Genomic DNA, 21601 nt, shown 5'->3' on the forward strand with positions numbered 1-21601 from the left:
GCTCACACCACCCGGAAGGAGTCCACGTTGGCGGCCTCCACGTCGACCACGGACTGCTGCACCGCGTCGATCGCGCGCTCCACCTTCCCGAGCAGCGACTCGGCGGCGGCGAACTCGGCGCCCGCCTTCCGGTCGAGTTCGGACGCCGCCGCGGAAAGCGCGCCCGAACTCGCCAGTTCACCGAAGATGCCCGGATCGGCGTAATGACCGGAGAACCCGTCACCCACCGCGCCGAATTGCCCCGCCTGCGTGCCGACCGTGCTCCGGCAGTGCTCCATCGCCTCGGCGTTGAACTTCGTGACCGCCATTCCCCGACTGTAGGGGGAAACCGTTGATCACACCCCGACTATGCCGGGAATTCGTCCAGCAGCGCGGCGACCCGCGCCCGCAGCACGTCCGGGTCGACCGGGCCGTGGAAGTCGACGACGTCCGCCGCACGTCTGCGCCGCCCGCCGCGGTCGGTGGCGGCGGCGCCGAACTGGCCGCGCAGGTCCGGCCCGCCGACCCGGCCGTCCGGCAGTCTCGGCAGCAGCGCGACCAGCGCGGTCGGCAGGTCGGCGGCCACCTCGCGCACCGTGAGCAGGTCGCGGGTCAGCACGGCGACCACCGAGCCGTTGCCGCCGGCGGACGCGGCCAACGCCCGCACGGCGGACCGGCCGATCCCCAACCGGAGGTCCGCCGAACGCGGCGGGTAGGCGATGAGCTTGAACGCCGCGCCCAGCCACGGGTCGAGCTCGCCGCCGCGGGCGAGGCCCTGGGCGGTCAGGTGGCTCCACGGCGCGGGATCGTCCTGGACGTGCAGGACGATCGGCATCGCGCCGAGGTCGAGGTGTTCCCACGCGGTGCGGAACGCGGTGGCGCTGAGGGTCGCATTGGTCACCAGACGTCACTCCCGGACGACGGCGGGCATTGCTCCGGCCCCCCAGGCCCGCACCCGAACTGACGTCGCGGAAGACGTCCGGGTTCCGTATCGGGTGGTGAACTCAGACCTCTTGCAGCAACTCCCACACGCAGCCGGCGAGCCGGGCGTTGTCGATCGGGGTGATGGTGCTCCAGTTGCGACCGTCCGAACTGGGCCGGACCTGGTGCAGGTAGCGGCCGGACGGCGTGTCGTGCCAGGCGACGACGCGTCCGGCGCGGGCGGGCGGACCGCCGCGCTGCGCGCGTTCCGCGCCGAACTGGCCGCGGGTGCTCATCCCGTCGCACATGCCGGCGAGCTCCTGCGCCTCGTGCAGCGCCAACCCGTGCCGCTCCAGCGCGAGAACCAGCTTCTCCGCGTCCCGACCGGCCTCGTCGGACGCCGCGCGCAGCACGTCGTTCGGCAGGCTGATCGACCGCCCGTACCCGGCGGGCACCTCACCGGCGACCGACACCGCGGCCTCGGCCAGCGCGCTCGCCCGCGACTGGATCAACCACACCTCGTCGCCGTCCACGACGGCGAGCATGCCCTCGTCACCGGAGGCCGCCGCCAGGCCTTTGATCTTGCGGCGGTCCACCCAGATCCAGAGGTCGATCGACACCTGCGGGTTCGCCAGCAGCGCGAACGCGTCGGCCAGCTCCGGCGTCAACCGCCGGTTCCCGGCCAACCCGCGCGCCGCCAGCGACTCCCACGCCTGGTCGACCAGCACGGCCCGCTCGGTGTGCGTGGTGCCGGGGCTCGGCACGTCGAGCGCGACGTTGCGCCGGGCGAGCCGTTCCCCCTCCCACGCGACGTCGAACTCGAGCGTCGACAGGACAACCGTGCCGCTCACTTCACTTCTTCTCGGGCTCGTCGCCGATGACCGACTGGACGACCATCCGCTCGTCACCGAACACGTCGTCGGAGTCGACGCCGTACTTGCGGACGTGCTCGCCGTCCTCCTCGCCCGGACCGCCCTTGGCGGACGCGGCGGGCTGCAGCATCGACGCGCCCGCACCGGCCTTGACGCCCGCGGCACCCGCCGCGCCGCGCCCGGCCACCCGCTCGTCGGGGTCGATGGCGCCGATCGTCGCCGAGATGCCGGGCTTGCCGGTCAACGCGCCGGGCATGCCCGGGACGCCGCCCTTGCCGCCGCCCGCACCCGTGCCGCCGGTGCCCGTGCCCTTGCCGCCGGCCGGGCCGTCGGGCGCCTTGCCGCCGCCGGGCGTGCCCGTGGACGGGCCGTTGCGCACCACCCGCGCGCCGCGGGCCTGCGTCGCCGCGAGCCCCAACCCCAGCCCGGCGGTCAACCCGAGGCCGAGCCCGAGCCCGAGGTTCGACGGACCGCTCTTGCCGAGCGCGACCGGCGGCAGCACCGGGCTGCCGGGCGGGGTGTTCGGCATGAGGCCCGTCGTCGAGCCGCCGGGGAGGTGTCCGGGGAGGTGTCCGGGGAGGTGTCCGGGGAGGTGTCCGGGCAGCTGCGGGGGCAGGCGCACCGAGCCGCCGCCGGGCAGCTGGCCCGAGCCGCCGGGGAAGCCGGGCGTCCCGCCGGGGATCGTCGGCGGCACGCCACCACCGGGCGGCACCACCGGCGCGACGGGCGTGCTCACGCTGGACGCCGTCGTCACCTCGAACTGCGGCGGCTTCGTCATGCCCTGGTACTGGTTGAGCGCGTCGCGGCTCGCCTCGGTGTACTGGTCGAGCCCGCGGATCGTCTGCTCGCGCGCGGCCTGCGTCTGCTTGACCTCTTTGGCGTGATCCGTCTCGTACCCGAACCAGCCGCCGACGTCGTCGACGAGGTTCGTGTCCGTGTCACCGCGCAACTGCTGCGGATCGGGCATCCCGTTCCGCGTCTGGCTGTGGTTGGCGCCCTGCACGGCGGTCGCCTGTGAGTTCTGCCTGGCCGCCTCATCGGCTTCCGACGCGTAGTCGGCCATGACCGTGGTCTTCTCGTTGGCCCGCTCGCCGGCGGCGCCCTGCCAGTCGATGCCGAGCTTCTTCAGCTCGGTGCGCAGGGTTTCGTCCACTTCGGCGAGGCTGGCGGACAACTGGCGGAGCGCGTGCGAGGCGTCGCTGAACTTTTGCGCGGCGTCACCCGCCTGGAACTGCTGGACGAGGGTGGCCAGCGCCTGGTTGTCGTAACCCTCGAACCGGAAGTCGGTGATCTCTCGGTAACCCATTGGCTTCCCCCTCACACCAGAGTCGGCAAGGTGACGAGCGCCAGCTCAGCCGCCTTCTTCGCGTTCTGACACATCTCGTCCTGCGTGAACTCGTCACCGAGCGGGTTGAAGTCCACGACGAGCTGCTGCCCGTCCGCGACGTCGACCGCGATGGAGCACATGACGTTGTCCGTGCCGCTGAGCACCAACTGGGCAGCCGGATAACCGCTCACCTCGGTGCGGTTGACGTCGACGTTCCCGTTGCCCTGCCAGTGCTCGATGCCCCCATTGGTCACAAGACCGACGCCATACCCGAACACCGGAGCAGACCTCGTGTGGTAGTCACAGAGCGGATACTTGCCGATGCCGCTCAGGTTGCCCTCGTCCGCCTGGGCTTTCACGACGGACAGCTGCTTCATCTGGTCGGCCGTCAACACCTTGCACGGATCCACCCCGTCGAGCTTGATCTCCTTCGGACGGGATGAGCGGCTGGTCGTCGGGGTCGAGGAGCTGTCGGACGTCGATTCGCCGGTGGTGGTGCCCCCTGGGCGTGGGTCGCCCGGTTCCTGCTGGGTACAGCCGACCAGGAAGAGACCCGCCGCGACGGCGAGCACAACACCACGTCGAACCCTATTTCGCACCGGACGCCCCAAAAGCCGCCGTGACCTCGTCCTCGGTGAACCCGTACTGACGCGCGACCTCGCGCAGCTGACCCGCAAGGTTGAGCAAGCTCTTGACGTACTGCTCGACCCGGCCGGCGTAGGTGTTCTCGTCGCCTGCCAAACGGGAGTTCCACGCTGCGGCGATGCTCTGGTTGACGGGGTCTGAACCGGGGGGCAGGTCCACCATCAGGTCGCGCTCGCTCTCGCGGAGAGTGGCCGCGAGCACCAGTGCCTGATCGTTGATGATCTTGCCGGCCTGGAGGACCGTTTCCTTGGTGACCTCGAACTGCTGGCCGGTGCCAGGGCCGGAGGCCACCGTGTCGTTCAGCCGCTTCTCCGCTGCGAACATGTCGCCGACCGCCTTGCCGATGGTCCCCCCCACGGCGGCGACGGCTCCCAGGAGGCCGTTCTCCTCTGCCATGACGCCCTACCCCCGTACGGTCGGTGACGAGTCGATCCCGGTCCGAGGCTACCAACGACCACGTGAGCCGGGTCTGAGGTTGGACGAAGAAGCCCCCGCCGCGGTTCCCGTGGGCTTCACGGGACCGCGGCGGGGGCTTTTCGGACGAAGTCCGACCGGCCGTCGGGTGTCGAGCCGGGTGACGGTCAGGGGACGTCGATCTCGCCGTTCGCCGCATGCAGGGCGATGTCGGTGCGGTGGTGGGAGCCGGTCAGGTGGACGGCCTCGACGCGGCGGTAGGCGTCGGTGCGGGCGTCGGCCAGGGTCGCGCCCGTGCCGACCACGGACAGGACCCGGCCGCCGGTGGAGACGACGGCGCCGTCCTCGCGCCGGCGGGTGCCCGCGTGGAGGACGCCGTCCGCTTCCGCGCCGGTGATGACGTCGCCGGTGCGCGGGCGGCCGGGGTAGCCCTCGGCGGCGATCACGACGGTGACGGCGTAGCCGTCGGCCCAGTCGAGGGGCGGCGCGGAGGCGAGGGCGCCGGTGGCGGCGGCGTGGAAGAGGCCCGCCAGGGGGGTGCGGAGGAGCGCCAGGACGGCCTGGGTCTCCGGGTCGCCGAACCGGCAGTTGAACTCGATGACCTGCGGGCCGGTGGAGGTGAGGGCCAGGCCCGCGTAGAGCAGGCCGGTGAACGGGGTGTCGCGGCGGGCCAGTTCGTCGACGACCGGCTGGACGCAGGTCGCCACGATCGTGTCCACCAGGTCGGGTGATGCCCAGGGGAGCGGGGAGTACGCGCCCATGCCGCCGGTGTTCGGGCCCGAGTCGCCGTCGCCGACGCGCTTGAAGTCCTGCGCGGGCAGCAGCGGCACCACGGACGAGCCGTCCACCAGGCAGAACAGCGACACCTCGGGACCGTCGAGGAACGACTCCAGCAGCACCGGGTGGCCGTGGTCGAGCAGGGTCATGGCGTGCGCGCGGGCGGCGGCGCGGTCGGACGTGACGACCACGCCCTTCCCGGCGGCCAGGCCGTCGTCCTTCACGACCCACCGCGGGCCGAAGCGGTTCAGCGCCGAGTCGAGCCGGGCCGGGTTGTCGACGACCTCCGACACGGCGGTCGGCACGCCCGCGGCGGCCATGACGTCCTTCGCGAACGCCTTGGAGCCCTCGATGCGGGCCGCCGCGGCGGACGGGCCGAAGCAGGGGATGCCGATGGCGCGCACGGCGTCCGCCGCACCCGCCACCAGGGGCTGCTCCGGCCCGACCACGACGAGGTCGGCGTTCCACTCCTTGGCCAGCGCCGCGACGGCCGCGCCGTCGGTGACGTCGACCCCGTAGGTCTCGGCGACGCCCGCGATGCCCGCGTTGCCCGGCGCACAGGCCAACGCGATCACCGAAGGGTCCCGCGACAAAGCGAGGACAAGGGCATGTTCACGGGCGCCAGACCCGATGACCAGGACACGCACGGTGGGGAAGCCTAGATGACCCCGCCGGTCAGCCGCCCAGTGCGTCCAGCGAGCCGGGGTGCAGCGGCACCGGGTCGGTCATCCCGGCCTTCTCCTCGCGGATGTCCTTGGCCGCCGGGTGCACCGCCTCCAGGTCCGCCTTCTTGGCGTAGATGAGCTTGGTGATGGCGCACGCGTTGGCCTCCGGGAAGTCCGAGCGCACGAGCAGCACGTTCGGCACGGCCACGGTCGCCACGCCCTCCGCCTGCCCGTAGGTGGCGGCCGGGATGGTGCCCCGGTCGTACACCGGGTTGATCTTCTTCAGGGCGTCGAGCTGCGGCGTGATGTCGATGAACTTGACCTTGTCCTTCAACGACGTGGTGATGTCGGTGATCTGCGCGGTGGGCAGGCCGCCGGACCAGACGAGGCCGTCGATGCTGCCGTCCTTCATCCCGTCGGCGGTCTTGGCCAGGTCGAGCCGCTGCGCCTGCACGTCGGTCTCGGGGTTGAGCCCGGCGGCGGTGAGCAGCCGTTGCGCGATGACCTCGGTGCCGGACTTGGGCGACCCGGTGGAGATCCGCTTGCCGCGCATGTCGGCGACCGAGTTGATGCCGGAGTCGGTGCGCACGAGCACCTGCGTGTAGTTCGGGTACAGCCTGGTCAGCGCCTGCACCTGCTGCGGCTTGCCGTCGAACGCGCCCTTGCCCGCGACCGCGTCCGCCGCCGTGTCGGCCAGCGAGAACGCCAAGTCGTAGTCGCCCGCCACGAGCTGCTGGATGTTCTGCACGGACGCGCCGGTCTCGGCGGCCGTGGCCTTCAGCTTGGTGTTGTCGCTGATCAGCTTGGCGAGCCCGCCGCCGACGACGTAGTAGACGCCCCCGGAGTTGCCGGTGGCGATGGTGAGCCGGCCGTCGGCCGCCTCGCAGGCGGGTGCGCCGGCGTTGTCGCTCCCGGTGTCGGTGGGGGTGCGCTTGCCGCCGCACCCGGCGGCGACGAGGCCGACCGAGAGCACGCCGACGGCGACCTTGAACGCCCAGCTACGCATGCTGTTCCTTTCCCGAGGTGGTCATACGGCGGAGGACGACGTGCACCGCGACCGCGGCCAGGAGGAACCCCAGGCCGACGGCGACGGTCACGGGTTGCAGGTAGAGCAGGGCCACGGCGGCGGGTGCGCAGAGCGCGCGCTCCGGCCACCGCGCGAGACCGAACAGCCACCCGCCGGTGAGCACGGCCAACGCGGCCACGCCCAGCGCGGAGGCGGCGAACACCCACAGCGCGTCGACGAACGACGTCCGCAGCAGCAGCCCGGCGCCGTTGTCGGTCAGCACGAACGCCATCGGCACGAGGAACGCGGGCAGCGTGTACTTCCACGTCCGCCACATCGTCTTCATCACGTCGCCGCCGGTGATGGCGGCGGCGGCCACGGCGGCGAGCGCGGTCGGCGGCGTCACCTCGGACAGCACCGCGTAGTAGAAGATGAACATGGCGGCTTCCTCGGGCGCCACGCCCAGCTGCACCAGCGCGGGCCCGATGACGACCCACGAGATGATGAACGACGCGGTCACCGGCACGGCCAGGCCGAGCAGGCTCACCGCGACCGCCGCGAGCACCACCGTGACGAACAGGACCACGGTCGGGTTGGACGAGACCGCGGCGGCGAGGTCCACCAGCCCCGACGCCAGCACCTGGCCCAGCCCGGTCCTGGTGATCGTGGACGTGATCACGCCCGCCGCCGCGCACACCGCGACCACCGGCAGCGCCGACCGCACGCCCGACGACAGCGAGTCCGCCATCGCCCGCAGCCACTCCCGCACGTCGCCGCGCTTGGCGATCAGCGCGAACACCGCCGCGACACCGGTCGCGTAGACGACGGCGGAGAACACCGGGATGTCCAGCGCCAGGAACACGACGATCACGGCGAGGGACAGGAAGTGGTACCCGCCGCGCTTGAGCAGCGCCCACGGGCTCGGCGAGTCGATGTCCACGGGCTTGGCGCCGAACTTGCGGGCGTCGATCTCCACGGCCAGCGCGATGCCCAGGTAGTAGAGGAGCGTCGGCAGGATCGCCCAGATCAGCACTTGGAGGTAGGACGTCTCCAGGAACTCGGCGATGATGAACGCCGCCGCGCCGAGCGTCGGCGGGGACAGGATCGCGCCGATGCCGGACGCGGCGAGCAGCCCGCCCGCGTTCTCCTTGGGGTACCCGGCCTTCTTCAGCATCGGCCACGTCACCGCGCCCAGCGAGACGGTGGTCGCGGTGCCGGAGCCGGACACGGTGCCGAGCAGGAACCCGGCGGTGGCGGCGGTGCGACCGGGCGCGGTCCGGGACTTGCGGAACGCGGCGAAGCTGATGTCCACGAAGAACGTGCCCGCGCCGGACGCGTTCAGCACCGACCCGTAGATCGTGAACAGCACGATGTACGTGGCGGCGACGTCCAGCGGCGTGCCGTAGAACCCGGTGGCGGCGTTGTAGAAGCCGCTGATGATCTGGCTGAAGTCCACGCCCGCGTGGGAGATGTCCCAGGACGGCGGCAGGAAACCCCCGTAGTAGGCGAACGCGATGAACGCGACGCACACGATCGGCAGCACCCAGCCGGTGGTCCGCCGGCACGCCTCCAGGATCAGCACCAGCAGCACCGACCCGGCGACCACGTCCACCGGGGTCAGCTGGCCCTGCCGGTCGAGGAACGCGTCGAACCCGCCGAACAGCGGGTACGAGCCGGCAACGAACGCGAGGGCGGCCGCCACCCAGTCGATGACGCCGGGGTCGTCGCCCTCGCCACGCCGGCCGCGCGGCCGGTAGCAGAGGAAGACCAGCGGCAGCGTGACCGCCAGGAAGATCACCAGGTAGTACTGGCTGCCCTTGCCGAACGGCCAGAACACCTGCTTGAGCACGAGCAGCGCGATGGCGAGGCCCGCCACCCACACGCCCAGCTCCCACCGCCGGGACAAGGCGCGCGACGGGCGCTCCTCGTCGTACTCGGCGATCAGTTCATCGACTTCGACCTGCGGCTTGGTCGGCACGCGCACTCCTTCGTGTCGCGCTGGATCGAGCGCAACCGAAGCTACTTGTGCCACAGGTCACAGCCATAGCCCCACCGTCTAAAGGGACTGTAAAGACGCCCGTCACACGATCCGGGAGTCGACGTAGCACCAGCGCCAGTCCTCGCCCGGCTCGAACGACCGCACCACGGGGTGCTCGGACGCGCCGAAGTGCGCCGTCGCGTGCCGGCGCGGGCTGGAGTCGCAGCACGCGACGTGGCCGCAGGTGAGGCAGATCCGGAGGTGGGCCCAGTTGCGCTCGCCGGCGGCGAGGCAGTCCGCGCAGCCCTCGGCGTTGTCCGGGGCCACCGCGGCCGGCAGGTCCGCTACGTGAGGACAGGTCATACCCGTCATCATCACGCAAGATTGCGCCATGCACGGACCCGGACTGCTCCTGCTGCTCGTCGGCGCGCTGCTCGTGACGGCGGCGGCCAAGCGCCTCAACTGGTCGGCCCCGCTGGTGCTGGTGGGCGTCGGCCTGGCGGTGTCGTTCATCCCCGGCCTGCCCGAGTTCGCGCTGGAGCCGGAGCTGATCCTGGTCCTGGTGCTGCCGCCCCTGCTGTACTCGGCCGCGCTGGACAGCTCGTACCACAACTTCCGCGCCAACCTGCGGCCCATCGGACTGCTCGCGGTGGGCCTGGTGCTGGCCACGACGATCGCCGTCGGCTGGGTCGCGCACCTCGTCCTGCCGGAGCTGTCCCTGCCGGCGGCCCTGGTGCTCGGGGCGGTGGTGGCGCCGCCGGACGCGGTGGCGGCCGTCGCGATCGGACGGCGGCTCAACCTGCCGCGCCGGACGATGACGCTGCTGACCGGCGAGAGCCTGATCAACGACGCGACCGCGCTGACCGCCTACAAGGTCGCCGTGGCCGCGGCGGCGGGCGCGACCGCGACCTGGCTCGACGGCACGCGGACGTTCGTGATCAGCGCGGGTGGCGGCGTGCTGGTGGGGCTGGCCATCGGGTGGGCGGTGCGCTGGATTCGGGAGCGGCTGGACGACGGGGTGCTGGAGAGCGCGCTCGGCCTGCTGGTGCCGTTCGGCGCGTACATCTTCGCCGAGGAGCTGCACGCCTCCGGTGTGCTCGCGGTCGTCGTCGCCGGGCTCTACATCGGCCACAACGCCCCGCGCAGCTCGTACTACACGCGCCTGCAGGACACGGCGGTGTGGCGTTCGGTGGACGTGGTGCTGGAGTCGTTCGTGTTCGCGTTGATCGGCTTGCAGCTGAACAGCGTGGTGCGGGACGTGGACATCACGGCCGGGCTGGCGTGGGCGGCGGCGGCCGTGCTGGCGGCGACGATCCTGGTGCGGTTCGTGTGGATGTACCCGGCGGCGTACCTGCCCCGGCTGCTGTCGAGGCGCGTCCGGGAGCGCGAGCGGGCGCCGGGGTGGCGTGGCGTGACCGTGCTGTCGTGGGCGGGGATGCGGGGTGTGGTGTCGCTGGCCGCGGCGAGCGCGCTGCCGCTGGACCTGCCCGGCCGGGACGTGATCGTGTTCTGCGCGTTCGTCGTCACCGTCGGCACGCTCCTGCTGCAGGGGCTCTCGCTGCCGTACCTGATCCGCAAGCTCGGCGTCCGCGGCGACGAGGAGCGGACCGACGCGCTGGCCGAGGCGCAGGTGCAGCACGCGGCGGCGCGGGCGGCCGTGGCCAGGCTGGACGAGGTCGTCGGCGACGGCGGTGGGGACACGCCCGAGCACATCGTGGAACGGCTGCGGATCATGGCCGAGCACCGGGGCAACGCGGCGTGGGAGCGGCTGGGCCGGCAGGAGGACGAGAGCCCCGCCGCGACGTACCGGAGGTTGCGGCGGACCATGCTCGCGGCCGAGCGCCAGGTGTTCGTGCGGGCGCGTGACGAGGGGCAGATCGACGACGAGGTGTTGATCCGGGTGCTGCGGGAACTCGACCTGGAGGAAGCGGCCATATCCAGGGAGTGACGAAGGACCGAACACCCACTACGCGTTCACCGTGACGTGGTCTTCGCTTCGCCCTACGGTGTCCAGGACGTCGCGGTGCGCGACGAGGCTGCCGCGCGTCAGGAATCTCTGAGGAGGTCGGCGATGATGCGGACGAAGATCGTCGGAGCGGCGCTCGCGGCGCTCGCGGTGGCCGGGGCGGTGGTGCTGCCATCGGGGTCGGCGAGCGGTGAACCCGAGGTGGCGTCGTCCCGCAAGGGCCCGCTGGTGATCGGCCACCGCGGCGCGTCGGGCTACCGGCCCGAGCACACGCTGGCGGCGTACGAGCTGGCGGCGCGCATGGGCGCCGACTACATCGAGCCCGACCTGGTCGTCACCAAGGACGGCAAGCTGGTCGCGCGGCACGAGAACGAGATCGGCGGCACCACGGACGTGGCCGCGCACCCGGAGTTCGCCGGGCGCCGGGCCACGAAGGTCATCGACGGCACGCCGATCACCGGCTGGTTCACCGAGGACTTCACGCTCGCCGAGCTGAAGACCCTGCGGGCCAAGGAGCGCATCCCCGAGGTGCGGCCGCGCAACACGCTGTACGACGGCCGGTTCGAGGTGCCGACGCTGGAGGAGGTCGTCGACCTGTCCCGCCGGCTGTCCCGCGAGCTCGGCCGCGAGATCGGCCTCTACCCCGAGACCAAGCACCCCACGTACTTCCAGGACATCGGCCTCCCGCTGGAGCCGCGCCTGGTCGACGTGCTCACCCGCTCGGGCCTGAACCGGCCCAACGCCAAGGTGTACGTGCAGTCGTTCGAGGTGGCGAACCTCAAGCAGCTCAAGGCGCACCTGCGCGTGCCGCTGGTGCAGCTGATCAACGGGTCGGGCGCGCCGTACGACTTCGTCAAGGCGGGCGACAAGCGCACCTACAGCGACCTGGTGACGCCCGAGGGGCTGCGCGAGATCCGCACCTACGCGTCCGGCATCGGCGCGGCGAAGGACCGGATCATCCCGCGGGACGCGGCGGGCTTCCTGCGCCAGCCGACGACGCTGGTGCGTGACGCGCACGCGCGCGGCCTGATCGTGCACGCGTGGACGTTCCGCAACGAGAACGCGTTCCTGCCGGCGGACTTCCGCACGTCGACCGACCCGGCCGCGTACGGCAACGCGTTCGGCGAGTACGCGAAGTTCTACGCCACCGGGCTGGACGGCGTGTTCGCCGACAACCCGGACACCGCCGTGGAAGCCCGCAACGGCTGACCGACGACCACCGGGGGACGCCCGCCAAGGCGTCCCCCGGTGGTGTCAGGCGAGCAGGCCCCGCCGGGCCAGGCGGAACGCCACCAGGAACTCGAAGCGGGAGCCCACGGGCAATTCGCGTCGTCCCGCGGCGGGCGTGTGCCGGACACCGATTCCCAGCGCGTGACCACGGCCGCCAAGGAAATCGACACGGGTTTCTCGCGGCGGGCGGAAGACATCGGACGCGCTGATCAGCGGGTCCGAGTTTTGGCCGTGGCGGGGAAGTCAACGACTCCCGAATAACGAAAGAACCCCCGGTGCCGATTGCGTCGGCACCGGGGGTTCTTCGCGCGGGGTGGTCAGCCCAGCATGTCGTGGCGCACGATGGTCTGGTCGCGGCCGGGGCCGACGCCGATCGCGGACATCCGGGCGCCGGAGATCTGCTCCAGGTGCTCGACGTACGCGCGCGCGTTCGCGGGCAGCTCCTCGAACGTGCGGCAGTGGCTGATGTCCTCGAACCAGCCCGGCAGCTCCTCGTACACCGGCACGGCGTGGTGCACGTCGGTCTGCGTCATCGGCATCTCGTCGACCCGCTCGCCGTCGATCGTGTAACCGACGCAGACCGGCACCTTCTCCAGCCCGGACAGCACGTCCAGCTTGGTGAGGAAGTAGTCGGTGATGCCGTTCACCCGCGCCGCGTACCGGGCGATCACGGCGTCGAACCAGCCGGTGCGCCGCGAACGCCCGGTCGTCACGCCGAACTCGCCGCCGGTCTTGCGCAGGTGCTCGCCCATGTCGTCGTTCAGCTCGGTCGGGAACGGGCCCGAGCCGACGCGCGTCGTGTACGCCTTCAGGATGCCGATCACCGTGGTGATCTTCGTCGGGCCGATGCCGGAACCGGCGCTCGCGCCGCCCGAGGTCGGGTTGGACGACGTCACGAACGGGTAGGTGCCGTGGTCCACGTCGAGCAGCGTGCCCTGCGAGCCCTCCAGCAGCACGGTCTCGCCGCGGTCCAGCGCCTCGTTGAGCAGCAGGCGGGTGTCGGCGATGCGGGAGGTGAACTTCGTGCCGTGCTCCAGCACGCTGTCCACGACCTGCTCCGGGTCGAGCGCCTTGCGGTTGTAGACCTTGACCAGCACCTGGTTCTTGAAGTCCAGCGCCGCTTCGACCTTCTGCCGGAGGATCTTCTCGTCCAGCAGGTCCTGGGCGCGCACGCCGACGCGGGCGATCTTGTCCTGGTAGCACGGGCCGATGCCGCGGCCGGTGGTGCCGATCTTGGCCTTGCCCAGGTAGCGCTCGGTGACCTTATCGATCGCCACGTGGTACGGCATGATCAGGTGCGCGTCGGCGGAGATGATCAGCCGGCTCGTGTCGACGCCCTGCTCGTCGAGGCCCGCCAGCTCCTCGAGCAGCACGCCGGGGTCGACCACGACGCCGTTGCCGATGACGCTGGTCACGCCGGGCGTGAGGATTCCGGAGGGGATCAGGTGCAGGGCGAACTTCTGCCCGTCGGGCAGCACCACGGTGTGCCCGGCGTTGTTGCCGCCCTGGTAGCGGACGACCCACTGCACCCGGTCACCGAGCAGGTCGGTTGCCTTGCCCTTGCCCTCATCGCCCCACTGGGCACCGATCAGCACGACGGCCGGCATGTGAAACTCCAAGCGGTTGGACGGGTAAGAGCCGAATGCCTGCGACGGCCGAGCCGTCAATGGACGGCTGTTGAGGGTAGACCAGGAGATGAAGGTGCGCGGAATCGTGCTGGCCTGCGGAAACGCGCAGTCGCCAATGATCACGGACGGTGACCGTTTCGCGGTACGCCAAGTGGCCGCACGGCCCGGAAAGGCCGAGGTAGACCCGGTTGTCGCCGAATTGGGTGATAAACGTCTCGTCGTCCACGGGACGGACGCCGACCTGAACGCGGTGGTGCTGCGGCTGCTGCGCACCGAACGGCTGGCGGACGTCCCGGTGGGGTTCGTGCCCGCCGACCCGCGGTCCGAGGTGGCCCGGTTGTGGGGTCTGCCCACCGATCCCGGCCGCGCCCTCGACCTCGCCCTGTCGGGTGACGCGGACCGCGTCCCGCTCATCCGGGACGACGTGGGCGGCGTGCTGGTGGGGCTCGGCTCGCTCGGCCCGGTGCGCGGCGTCGGCTACGGCGACGACACGGTGGTGCTGCGCGGCCAGGCGACCCGGCTGGAGGTCACCCCGGACCCGGAGAGCGGGCTCGGCCTCCTGGTCCACGTGATCAACAAGAGGTTGTTCACCCGCAAGGTCACCACGACGTCGGCACGCGCCTTCCAACTCGGCTGCCTGCCCGTCCAGGTGAACTCGGACGGCATCGCGCACCCGCGCCCGATGGGCAAGTGGACCTGGTACCGCCACACGGAGGAGTTGCGCCTGGTCCGCGGGCTCTAGTGACTGAGGAATTTCCTCCTTCGCCATTCAGGTGTCACTCGAAGGCGTTGTAACGGAAGGAGAATTGACCCAAGGTTAATTCCGACAGCTTCCAACTAGGAAGGTCGGAATTATGTCAATGGTCAACAAAGCCGCGCGATTCTCCCGATTCCTGCGACTTCCGGCTCTTTCCCTGCTCCTGGCTGGTCTGCTGGCTGTCGGCCTGGTCACCCCTGCCCAGGCCACGCCGCCGAACATCCCGAGCACCACCACCGCCCTCTCCGAGCTGGCCGCGCTCCGGGTCGCCTCCGAGGGCTCCATGACGGGGTACTCGCGGGACAAGTTCCCGCACTGGATCACGATCTCGGGCGCCTGCAACACCCGGGAGACGGTCCTGAAGCGCGACGGGTCCAACGTGGTCACCGACTCCGCCTGCGCCGCCACGTCGGGCCGCTGGTACAGCCCGTACGACGGCGCGACGTGGAGCCTCGCGTCCGATGTGGACATCGACCACGTCGTGCCGCTGGCCGAGGCGTGGCGCTCCGGCGCGTCGTCGTGGACCACGGCCCGCCGCCAGTCGTTCGCCAACGACCTGGGCAACCCTCAGCTCATCGCCGTGACGGACAACGTGAACCAGGCCAAGGGCGACCAGGACCCCGCGCTGTGGAAGCCGCCGCTGACCACGTACTGGTGCACCTACGCCAAGATGTGGGTCCGCTCCAAGCACAACTGGGGTTTGACGGTGAACTCGGCGGAGAAGTCTGCACTGCAGAGCATGCTCGGGAGGTGCTGACGACCGATGGCTGACCGCTCGTCCCCGTTCGTGCCCGGACCCGGCGGCGTCATGACCGACGAGGTCGGCGTGATCACCGGGCCCCTGGAGCTGCGCACCACGCTGGCCGACGGCGAGCTGCGCGCGACGGTGCGCTACGAGGGCGCGGACGAGTGGTACGCCATCACCGGCGCGTCCTGCCGGCTGGCGGACCCGCGCGACCACGACGCCGTGCACGACGTCCTGCTCGGCGTCCTGAACCGACCGGAGGGTTAGCGGAGCCGTTGCCGCCCCGCGCGCGTCAGTCGGCGCGCGTCAGGGGCGGCAACGACTCCCTCGCCTCCACCCGCGACAAACCGGTGGCCTGCAACAGGTCCACGGCCACCGACCGGACCTGGGCCAGCACCACCCTGGTCGAGAAGCCCTCGCCGCCCATCCGCCGCCACGTGGCGGGCGCCGCCGCGTCCCGGATCGCCGCGCGCGCCAGCTTCGGCTCGTCGCCGCGCTGCAGCTCGGCCCGCAGCACGTCCACCGCGTCCGCGTACCGCCGCAGCACGTCGGGCAGCACGTCCGGCATCCGCTCGCCGTCCCGCAGCGCGGCCAGCGCCCGCCGCGCCAGCACCCTCGTGTTGCGCAGCGCGTAGTCCACGGGCGTGGCGGCCGTCCCGTACCGGCCCAGCTCGTGCCGCCTGCGCCACCGGATCGGCGCGATGGTGGCGATCTCGCCGCCGGTCTTCAACGCCGCCGCGAACTCGTCCACCGCCTCCTGGCTGCCGCGCAACCGCGCCAGCACCCCGGCGGCCTGCACGGCGTCCTCCTCGGACACCGCCTTCGCCATCCCGCGCAGCGCCTCGGTCAGCTCGCCGAACACGACCTTCGCCTGCCGGTGCGCCACGGTCAGCGGGTTCGCCGGCAGCAACGCCGTCACGGCCAGCCCCACCACCCCGCCGACCAGCGCGTCGACCATCCGGTCGAGGCCGCCGCCGGCGCTGGGCGGCAGCAGCGTCGCGACCAGCACCGCCGACGAGCCGGACTGCAGCGCGATGACCGCGCCGCCGTCCAGCAGCACGGCCGCCGACATCGCCAGGGCCACCACCAGCGCGATCTGCCACGGCCCGGAGCCGATCAGCGAGATCAGCACGTCCCCGACGCCGACGCCCACGGAGACGCCGACGACGAGTTCCACGACGCGCCGCAGCCGCTGCCCCAGCGAGACGCCGAGGCAGACGACGGCGGCGATCGGCGCGAAGAACGGGTGCGCGTGCCCGACGACCTCGGTGGCGACGAACCAGGACAGCCCGGCGGCGAGCGCGGCCTGCGCGATGGGCAGGGCCGTGCTCTGCCACCGCCTCAGCCTGCGCGCCACCTCGTCGCGCACGGCCCCCACGGGGTCAGCTCAGGCCGAGGGCGGCGGGGGCCGCCGGGTCGCTGTCGGCGAGGAACTTCTTGCAGCGCTCGTACTCCTCGGCCTCGCCGATCTCGTCGGCGGCACGGGCCAGGGCGGCGAGGGCCCGCAGGAAGCCCTGGTTGGCGCGGTGCGACCACGGCACGGGGCCGTGGCCCTTCCAGCCGGACCGGCGCAGCTGGTCGAGGCCGCGGTGGTAGCCGGTGCGGGCGAACGCGTAGCCGGCGACCGGGTCGCCGGTCTGCAACGCCCGCTCGGCGAGCAGCGCCCACGCCTCGCTGAAGTCGGGGTACGCGCGGACGATCTTGGCCGGGTCGGTGCCCGCCTCGGCGGCGGCCTGCGCCTCCGGGCGGTCGGGCAGCAACGTGGGTTCGGGACCGAGCAGGTTCTCCATGCGATCAGCTTAGGAAGACCCGCACCACCGCAGCGACCAGTGCCAGCACCAGCGCGGAGGCGATGATGCCCGCCACGACCTTCTTGCCCATGAAAGCGCTCCTCGGGTTCTCAGCGAACTCTCAGACCCGCACCCTTCCGGGTACGACCGAGCGGAGCAACGCCCCTCACCCGTTCGCATGAACGCACCCCGGAAGGAGCTGGTCGTCGACGTCCCTTAGGGGTCGTTCAGGGAAATACCAGGGCGGGCGGCCCTTCCAGGGAATCCTGTCGAGACGCATCATGGGCGGGTGAACACGGGGGTATCCAAGCGCGTCGCACGTTTCCGCGACCAGTACTGGGAGCGGGGCGAGCCGGGGCGCGAGACGCCACCGGCTCTCGTCAGCGCGGTCTACCGGCTCTGGTTGGCCGGTCTGCTGCTCAAGCTGATCGGCTCGTCGTGGGACGTGGCCTGGCACTTCAAGTGGCTGCGCGACGAGCTCGCGCCACCGCACCTGATCAACACCGTGGGCACGGTGATCGTGGTCGGGCTGACCCTGTTCCACACCTACACCGGCTACGGCGTGGACAAGCACGCGCTGTGGTTCATGCAGGCGGGCACCGGGATCTTCCTCATCGCCCTGCCGATCGACCTGATCAACCACCGGATCAACGGCCTCGACATCACGTCGTGGAGCGGGTCGCACGCCCTGCTGTACCTGGGCACCGCGATCATGCTCGTGGGCGCGATCCGCGGCTGGATCACGCTGTACCCGCACGGCCGGTGGCGGTGGTTCGGCCTGGCCGCGCTGTGGTTCTTCTTCCTGGAGAACGTCTGGTTCCCGAACCAGCACCAGGAGTACGGCGTGCTGGAGATCGCCTCGTGGGACCGCGGCGACCCGTACGCCGAGCCGATCCTGCTGCAGTTCGCCGCCGACCAGATCGGCCGCCCGGTCGACCGCGAGTCGATCGTCCAGTTCTCGCTGCCGATCCCCGACTGGGTCTACCCGGTGTGGGGGCTCGTCCCGGCGGCCCTCGTGCTCGTCGTCGCCCGCCGCACGCTCGGCGCCCGGTGGTCCGCGACGGCGGTGGCCGGCGGGTACGTCGCCTACCGCTGCCTGATCTGGCCGCTGCTCGCGGGCGCCGACTTCCCGCTGTCGACCGTGCCGCTGTTCCTGCTGCTCATCGGCCTCGCCGTGGACGCCGCGCACCTCGGCCGGGTGCCCGCGCCGGTGGCCGCCGTCCTCGGCTCGGCCGCCGTGACCGGGCTCGGCTACGGCGGGATCTGGGCGCAGCAGGCCGTGGACGCCGCACCGCCGATCAGCTACCCGTCCGCGGCGGCGACGTTCGTGGTGCTGGCCGTGCTGTGGGTCGCCGCGGACCGCGCCAAGGTGGGGCAGAGCCCCGGACGACCGCTGGTCACCGCCTGACCCCGCGTGCCGCGCGCACGCCGACCACGCACGCCGACCACGGGGAACGGCCCCCTCCGGAGAACCCGGAGGGGGCCGTTCACGTCGTGCGGGGGACTCAGCCGGCGATCATGCGGCCGGAGGACTTCAGGTGCTCGCACGCCTGGGCGATGCGGGCGGCCATGCCCTGCTCGGCGGCCTTCAGGTACGACCGCGGGTCGTAGGCCTTCTTGTTGCCGACCTCGCCGTCGATCTTCAGCACGCCGTCGTAGTTCGTGAACATGTGGCCGACGATCGGACGGGTGAACGCGTACTGCGTGTCCGTGTCGATGTTCATCTTGATGACGCCGTACGACACGGCCTCGTGGATCTCCTCCAGCAGCGAGCCGGAGCCGCCGTGGAAGACCAGGTCGAACGGCTTGGAGCCGGCCGGGAGGCCCAGCTTCTCGGCCACCACGTCCTGACCCTGCTTCAGGATCTCCGGGCGCAGCTTCACGTTGCCCGGCTTGTACACGCCGTGCACGTTGCCGAACGTCGCCGCGACCAGGTAGCGGCCCTTCTCACCGGAACCGAGGGCGTCCACCGTCTTCAGGTAGTCCTCGGGGGAGGTGTACAGCTTCTCGTTGATCTCGTGGGCGACGCCGTCCTCTTCGCCGCCGACGACGCCGACCTCGATCTCCAGGATGATCCTGGCCTTCGCGGTGAGGTCGAGGAGCTCCGAGGCGATCTTCAGGTTCTCGTCCAGCGGCACGGCCGAGCCGTCCCACATGTGCGACTGGAACAGCGGGTTGAGCCCGCGGTCCACCCGCTCCTGGCTGATCGCGACGAGCGGTCGGACGTAGCCGTCCAGCTTGTCCTTGGGGCAGTGGTCGGTGTGCAGCGCGATGTTCACCGGGTACTTCTCGGCGACCACGTGCGCGAACTCCGCCAGCGCAACCGCGCCGGTCACCATGTCCTTGACCTTCGTGCCGGAGGCGAACTCGGCTCCGCCGGTCGAGACCTGGATGATCCCGTCGCTCTCGGCTTCCGCGAATCCACGCAGGGCCGCGTTGAGGGTCTCGGACGAGGTGACGTTGATCGCGGGGTAGGCGAATTCGTTCGCCTTCGCGCGGTCGAGCATCTCGGCGTAGACCTCGGGGGTTGCGATGGGCATCGGTGGTCCTCCTCGGGTGCCCGGAACGCGGTGTCGGCAGCATCCTACGGGCAGGGCCGGCGAGAGAAGTTGATCACCGGCATAGTGGACGCATGGCGATCGCACGATGGAACGGCGAGATCATCGCCGAGAGTGACAAAACCGAGATGGTGGAGGGGAACCACTACTTCCCCCTGGAGTCGGTGCACGCCCAGTACCTGAGGCCGTCGGAGACGGTCTCGATCTGCCCCTGGAAGGGCACCGCCAACTACTACACGCTGCACGTGGAGGGGCAGGACAACCCCGACGCCGCCTGGTACTACGCCGAGCCCAAGCCGGAGGCGGCCAACATCAAGGGCCACGTCGCGTTCTGGCGCGGCGTCGAGGTCTCCGACAGCTGACGGCGGACCGGCCGGCCCCACGACCGGCCGGCCCACGAGCTAGCCGAGGACCGGCTCGTCGATGACCGCGGCCGCCAGGTCGCGCAGTCCCCGCAGCTCATCGGTGGCGCCGACCACCTGGATGGCCACGTGGTCGGCGCCCGCTTCGTGGTGCTCGCGCAACCTGCGCGCGACCGTCTCGACCGAACCCCACGCGACCAGCGCGTCCACCAGCCGGTCGCTGCCGCCGCCGGCCAGGTCGTCCTCGGTGAACCCGTGCCGCAGCCAGTTCCTCGTGTAGTTCGGCAGTCCCAGGTAGAACGACAGCGCCTCCCGTCCCAGCTCACGGGCCCGCGACGGGTCCTCCTCCAGCACCACGTGCTGTTCCGGGGCGAGCAGCACGCCCGCGCCGACGGTCTCGCGGGCGTGGGCGGTGTACTCCGGCGTCACCAGGTAGGGGTGGGCGACGCTGGTGCGCGCGGCCGCCAGCCGGAGCACGCGGGGGCCGAGGGCGGCGAGGGCGAGGCGGTCGCGCGGCACGTCCAGCTCGTCCAGGTAGTGGACGAGCTTCTGGTAAGGGCTGTGATACACCTCACCCACCAGCTCGCGGTGCCCGGCGCCGATGCCGACGAGGAACCGGTCGGTCCAGGCCAACGCCCGGTAGCCGTCGTTGACCTCGGCCGCCGGCGTCGTCCAGACGTTGAGGATGCCCGTCGCCACGGTGATCTCGTCGGTGGCGTCGAGGAGCGCGGAGACCGTGGTCAGGACACTGCCGTCGGGTGACGCGCCCAGCCAGACGGTGCCGTAGCCCAGCTCCTCCAGCTCGGCCGCGGCCTCCTCGCGCCCGGCCCACCGCGACACGAGGCCCCACACGCCGTACCTGCCCAACTCGACCGTCATTTCGTCTCCCCACGAACTAGGCGCTGTCGGGACCAACCACCCCGGCCCACCATTTAGTCCTGACTCGCCGGTTCCCCGCTCGCCGACGTCGTCCGGTTGGGTCTGCGCCATGACGAAACTCGGAACCAGCGACCTCGGGGTGTCGCGCCTGTGCCTGGGTGGCAACGTCTTCGGCTGGACCGCCGACGAGGAGACGTCGTTCGCCGTGCTCGACGCGTACGTCGCGGCCGGCGGCGACTTCGTGGACACCGCGGACGCGTACTCGGCGTGGGCCGAGGGCCACACCGGCGGCGAGTCGGAGACGATCATCGGCCGGTGGCTGAGGTCGCGGGGCAACCGCGACCGGGTCGTGGTCGCGACCAAGGTCGGCATGCTCGCCGGGCTCGACGACCTCAAGGCCGCCACGATCGAGCGAGCCGCCGAGGACTCGCTGCGCCGGCTCGGCGTCGACCACATCGACCTGTACTACGCGCACAAGGACGACCCCGGCACGCCGCAGGAGGAGACGCTGGCGGCGTTCGACCGGCTGGTCCGGGCGGGCAAGGTCCGGCACATCGCCGCGTCGAACTACACCGCGGACCGGCTCACGTCCGCGCTCGCCGTGTCCGAGCGCGAGGGGTTCGCCGGGTTCGTCGCGCTCCAGCAGGCCTACAACCTGGTCGACCGGTCGTACGAGGGCGAGCTGTCGCGTGCCGTCGCGGACCACGGGCTGTCCTCCGCGCCGTACTGGGGCCTGGCGAAGGGCTTCCTGACCGGCAAGTACCGGCCGGGCGTCACGGTGGAGAGCGCCCGGGCCGCCGCCGCGTCGCGGTACCTCGACGAGCGCGGCCTGCGCGTGCTGACGGCGTTGGACGAGGTCGCCGCGGGCCGCGGCACGACCCCGGCGGCGGTCGCCCTGGCGTGGCTCGCGGACCAGCCGACGGTGGCCGCGCCCATCGCGTCGGCCCGCACGGTGGACCAGCTCGCGGAGCTGCTGCCCGCGCTGGAGCTGCGGCTCGCCGCGGACGAGATCGCCGCCCTGAGCACGGCGAGCGAAGTTTAACTCCCCAGTAGCTTACTGGCGGTAAGTTGCGTTACGGTGGCCTCCCGGCACAGCAGCCTG

Annotated in this window: 23 protein-coding genes; 8 read left to right on the plus strand and 15 right to left on the minus strand. The window is 71.5% G+C overall.

Annotated elements, in window-relative coordinates; all coding sequences use genetic code 11:
- Window positions 1-2 precede the first annotated feature (2 nt).
- The 10 genes from ACRAKH_RS33720 to ACRAKH_RS33765 form a co-directional block, all read right to left on the minus strand.
- Window positions 3-308, minus strand: coding sequence for a hypothetical protein (locus tag ACRAKH_RS33720; protein WP_380723666.1), 306 nt, complete (start codon window positions 306-308; stop codon window positions 3-5).
- Between the two features lie 38 nt (window positions 309-346).
- Window positions 347-880 (minus strand): ESX secretion-associated protein EspG, encoded by a 534-nt coding sequence (locus ACRAKH_RS33725; RefSeq protein ID WP_447009523.1) that lies wholly within the window; start codon window positions 878-880, stop codon window positions 347-349.
- Window positions 881-983: 103 nt separating this feature from the next.
- On the minus strand, window positions 984-1751 hold the full coding sequence (locus ACRAKH_RS33730) for an ESX secretion-associated protein EspG (RefSeq protein WP_380723664.1): 768 nt from the start codon (window positions 1749-1751) through the stop codon (window positions 984-986).
- A gap of 1 nt (window position 1752) precedes the next feature.
- Entirely contained in the window at window positions 1753-3078 is a 1326-nt protein-coding gene (locus ACRAKH_RS33735) for a PPE domain-containing protein (RefSeq protein WP_447009524.1), read from the minus strand.
- Between the two features lie 11 nt (window positions 3079-3089).
- Window positions 3090-3671, minus strand: coding sequence for a DUF3558 domain-containing protein (locus ACRAKH_RS33740; RefSeq protein WP_380718839.1), 582 nt, complete (start codon window positions 3669-3671; stop codon window positions 3090-3092).
- 16 nt (window positions 3672-3687) lie between these two features.
- Complete coding sequence (locus tag ACRAKH_RS33745) at window positions 3688-4140, minus strand: hypothetical protein (protein WP_380718841.1); 453 nt, start codon at window positions 4138-4140, stop codon at window positions 3688-3690.
- A gap of 185 nt (window positions 4141-4325) precedes the next feature.
- On the minus strand, window positions 4326-5582 hold the full coding sequence (gene purD / locus ACRAKH_RS33750; RefSeq protein WP_380718842.1) for a phosphoribosylamine--glycine ligase: 1257 nt from the start codon (window positions 5580-5582) through the stop codon (window positions 4326-4328).
- A gap of 28 nt (window positions 5583-5610) precedes the next feature.
- A complete protein-coding gene (locus ACRAKH_RS33755; protein WP_380718843.1) occupies window positions 5611-6606 on the minus strand; it encodes a TAXI family TRAP transporter solute-binding subunit in 996 nt (331 codons plus the stop codon).
- A complete protein-coding gene (locus ACRAKH_RS33760; RefSeq protein WP_380718845.1) occupies window positions 6599-8584 on the minus strand; it encodes a TRAP transporter permease in 1986 nt (661 codons plus the stop codon). The genes ACRAKH_RS33755 and ACRAKH_RS33760 overlap by 8 nt, the downstream gene beginning before the upstream one ends.
- A gap of 102 nt (window positions 8585-8686) precedes the next feature.
- A complete protein-coding gene (locus tag ACRAKH_RS33765) occupies window positions 8687-8947 on the minus strand; it encodes a UBP-type zinc finger domain-containing protein (protein ID WP_380718847.1) in 261 nt (86 codons plus the stop codon).
- Window positions 8948-8975: 28 nt separating this feature from the next.
- Here ACRAKH_RS33765 and ACRAKH_RS33770 point away from each other — a divergent pair, with 28 nt between their 5' ends.
- Window positions 8976-10532: a Na+/H+ antiporter gene (locus ACRAKH_RS33770; protein ID WP_380718849.1), complete on the plus strand. Its 1557-nt coding sequence runs from the start codon at window positions 8976-8978 to the stop codon at window positions 10530-10532.
- Window positions 10533-10658: 126 nt separating this feature from the next.
- The gene (locus ACRAKH_RS33775) at window positions 10659-11759 is read left to right on the plus strand and encodes a glycerophosphodiester phosphodiesterase (RefSeq protein WP_380719024.1); all 1101 of its coding nucleotides are present in this window, start codon (window positions 10659-10661) and stop codon (window positions 11757-11759) included.
- A gap of 338 nt (window positions 11760-12097) precedes the next feature.
- Here the strand turns inward: ACRAKH_RS33775 and ACRAKH_RS33780 are convergent, their stop codons facing one another.
- Window positions 12098-13387: an adenylosuccinate synthase gene (locus ACRAKH_RS33780; RefSeq protein WP_380718851.1), complete on the minus strand. Its 1290-nt coding sequence runs from the start codon at window positions 13385-13387 to the stop codon at window positions 12098-12100.
- An 88-nt stretch (window positions 13388-13475) separates the two neighbouring features.
- Here ACRAKH_RS33780 and ACRAKH_RS33785 point away from each other — a divergent pair, with 88 nt between their 5' ends.
- The 3 genes from ACRAKH_RS33785 (at window position 13476) to ACRAKH_RS33795 (ending at window position 15177) form a co-directional block, all read left to right on the plus strand.
- Window positions 13476-14150: a hypothetical protein gene (locus ACRAKH_RS33785; RefSeq protein ID WP_380718853.1), complete on the plus strand. Its 675-nt coding sequence runs from the start codon at window positions 13476-13478 to the stop codon at window positions 14148-14150.
- A 112-nt stretch (window positions 14151-14262) separates the two neighbouring features.
- Entirely contained in the window at window positions 14263-14922 is a 660-nt protein-coding gene (locus tag ACRAKH_RS33790) for an HNH endonuclease family protein (protein WP_380718855.1), read from the plus strand.
- A gap of 6 nt (window positions 14923-14928) precedes the next feature.
- A complete protein-coding gene (locus ACRAKH_RS33795) occupies window positions 14929-15177 on the plus strand; it encodes a hypothetical protein (protein WP_380718857.1) in 249 nt (82 codons plus the stop codon).
- Window positions 15178-15202: 25 nt separating this feature from the next.
- Here the strand turns inward: ACRAKH_RS33795 and ACRAKH_RS33800 are convergent, their stop codons facing one another.
- Together ACRAKH_RS33800 and ACRAKH_RS33805 are read right to left on the minus strand one after the other, a co-directional pair.
- Window positions 15203-16288: an FUSC family protein gene (locus tag ACRAKH_RS33800; RefSeq protein WP_447009525.1), complete on the minus strand. Its 1086-nt coding sequence runs from the start codon at window positions 16286-16288 to the stop codon at window positions 15203-15205.
- 4 nt (window positions 16289-16292) lie between these two features.
- Window positions 16293-16700 carry a DUF3151 domain-containing protein gene (locus tag ACRAKH_RS33805; protein ID WP_380718861.1) on the minus strand — a complete coding sequence of 136 codons (408 nt, stop codon included), beginning with the start codon at window positions 16698-16700 and terminating at the stop codon, window positions 16293-16295.
- 289 nt (window positions 16701-16989) lie between these two features.
- Here ACRAKH_RS33805 and ACRAKH_RS33810 point away from each other — a divergent pair, with 289 nt between their 5' ends.
- Entirely contained in the window at window positions 16990-18108 is a 1119-nt protein-coding gene (locus tag ACRAKH_RS33810; protein ID WP_447009526.1) for a hypothetical protein, read from the plus strand.
- A 97-nt stretch (window positions 18109-18205) separates the two neighbouring features.
- On the opposite strand, the gene fbaA is transcribed toward ACRAKH_RS33810, so the two are convergent.
- Window positions 18206-19240, minus strand: a complete 1035-nt coding sequence (gene fbaA, locus ACRAKH_RS33815) for a class II fructose-bisphosphate aldolase (protein ID WP_380718866.1) — start codon at window positions 19238-19240, stop codon at window positions 18206-18208.
- A 92-nt stretch (window positions 19241-19332) separates the two neighbouring features.
- On the opposite strand from fbaA, the gene ACRAKH_RS33820 reads away from it, so the two are divergent.
- A complete protein-coding gene (locus tag ACRAKH_RS33820; RefSeq protein WP_380718868.1) occupies window positions 19333-19620 on the plus strand; it encodes a DUF427 domain-containing protein in 288 nt (95 codons plus the stop codon).
- A 39-nt stretch (window positions 19621-19659) separates the two neighbouring features.
- On the opposite strand, the gene ACRAKH_RS33825 is transcribed toward ACRAKH_RS33820, so the two are convergent.
- Window positions 19660-20499 carry an LLM class F420-dependent oxidoreductase gene (locus tag ACRAKH_RS33825; protein WP_380718870.1) on the minus strand — a complete coding sequence of 280 codons (840 nt, stop codon included), beginning with the start codon at window positions 20497-20499 and terminating at the stop codon, window positions 19660-19662.
- 109 nt (window positions 20500-20608) lie between these two features.
- On the opposite strand from ACRAKH_RS33825, the gene ACRAKH_RS33830 reads away from it, so the two are divergent.
- Window positions 20609-21541 (plus strand): aldo/keto reductase, encoded by a 933-nt coding sequence (locus tag ACRAKH_RS33830; protein WP_447009527.1) that lies wholly within the window; start codon window positions 20609-20611, stop codon window positions 21539-21541.
- The last annotated feature ends 60 nt before the right edge of the window (window positions 21542-21601 follow it).

It is taken from the genome of Saccharothrix hoggarensis (assembly GCF_052936025.1).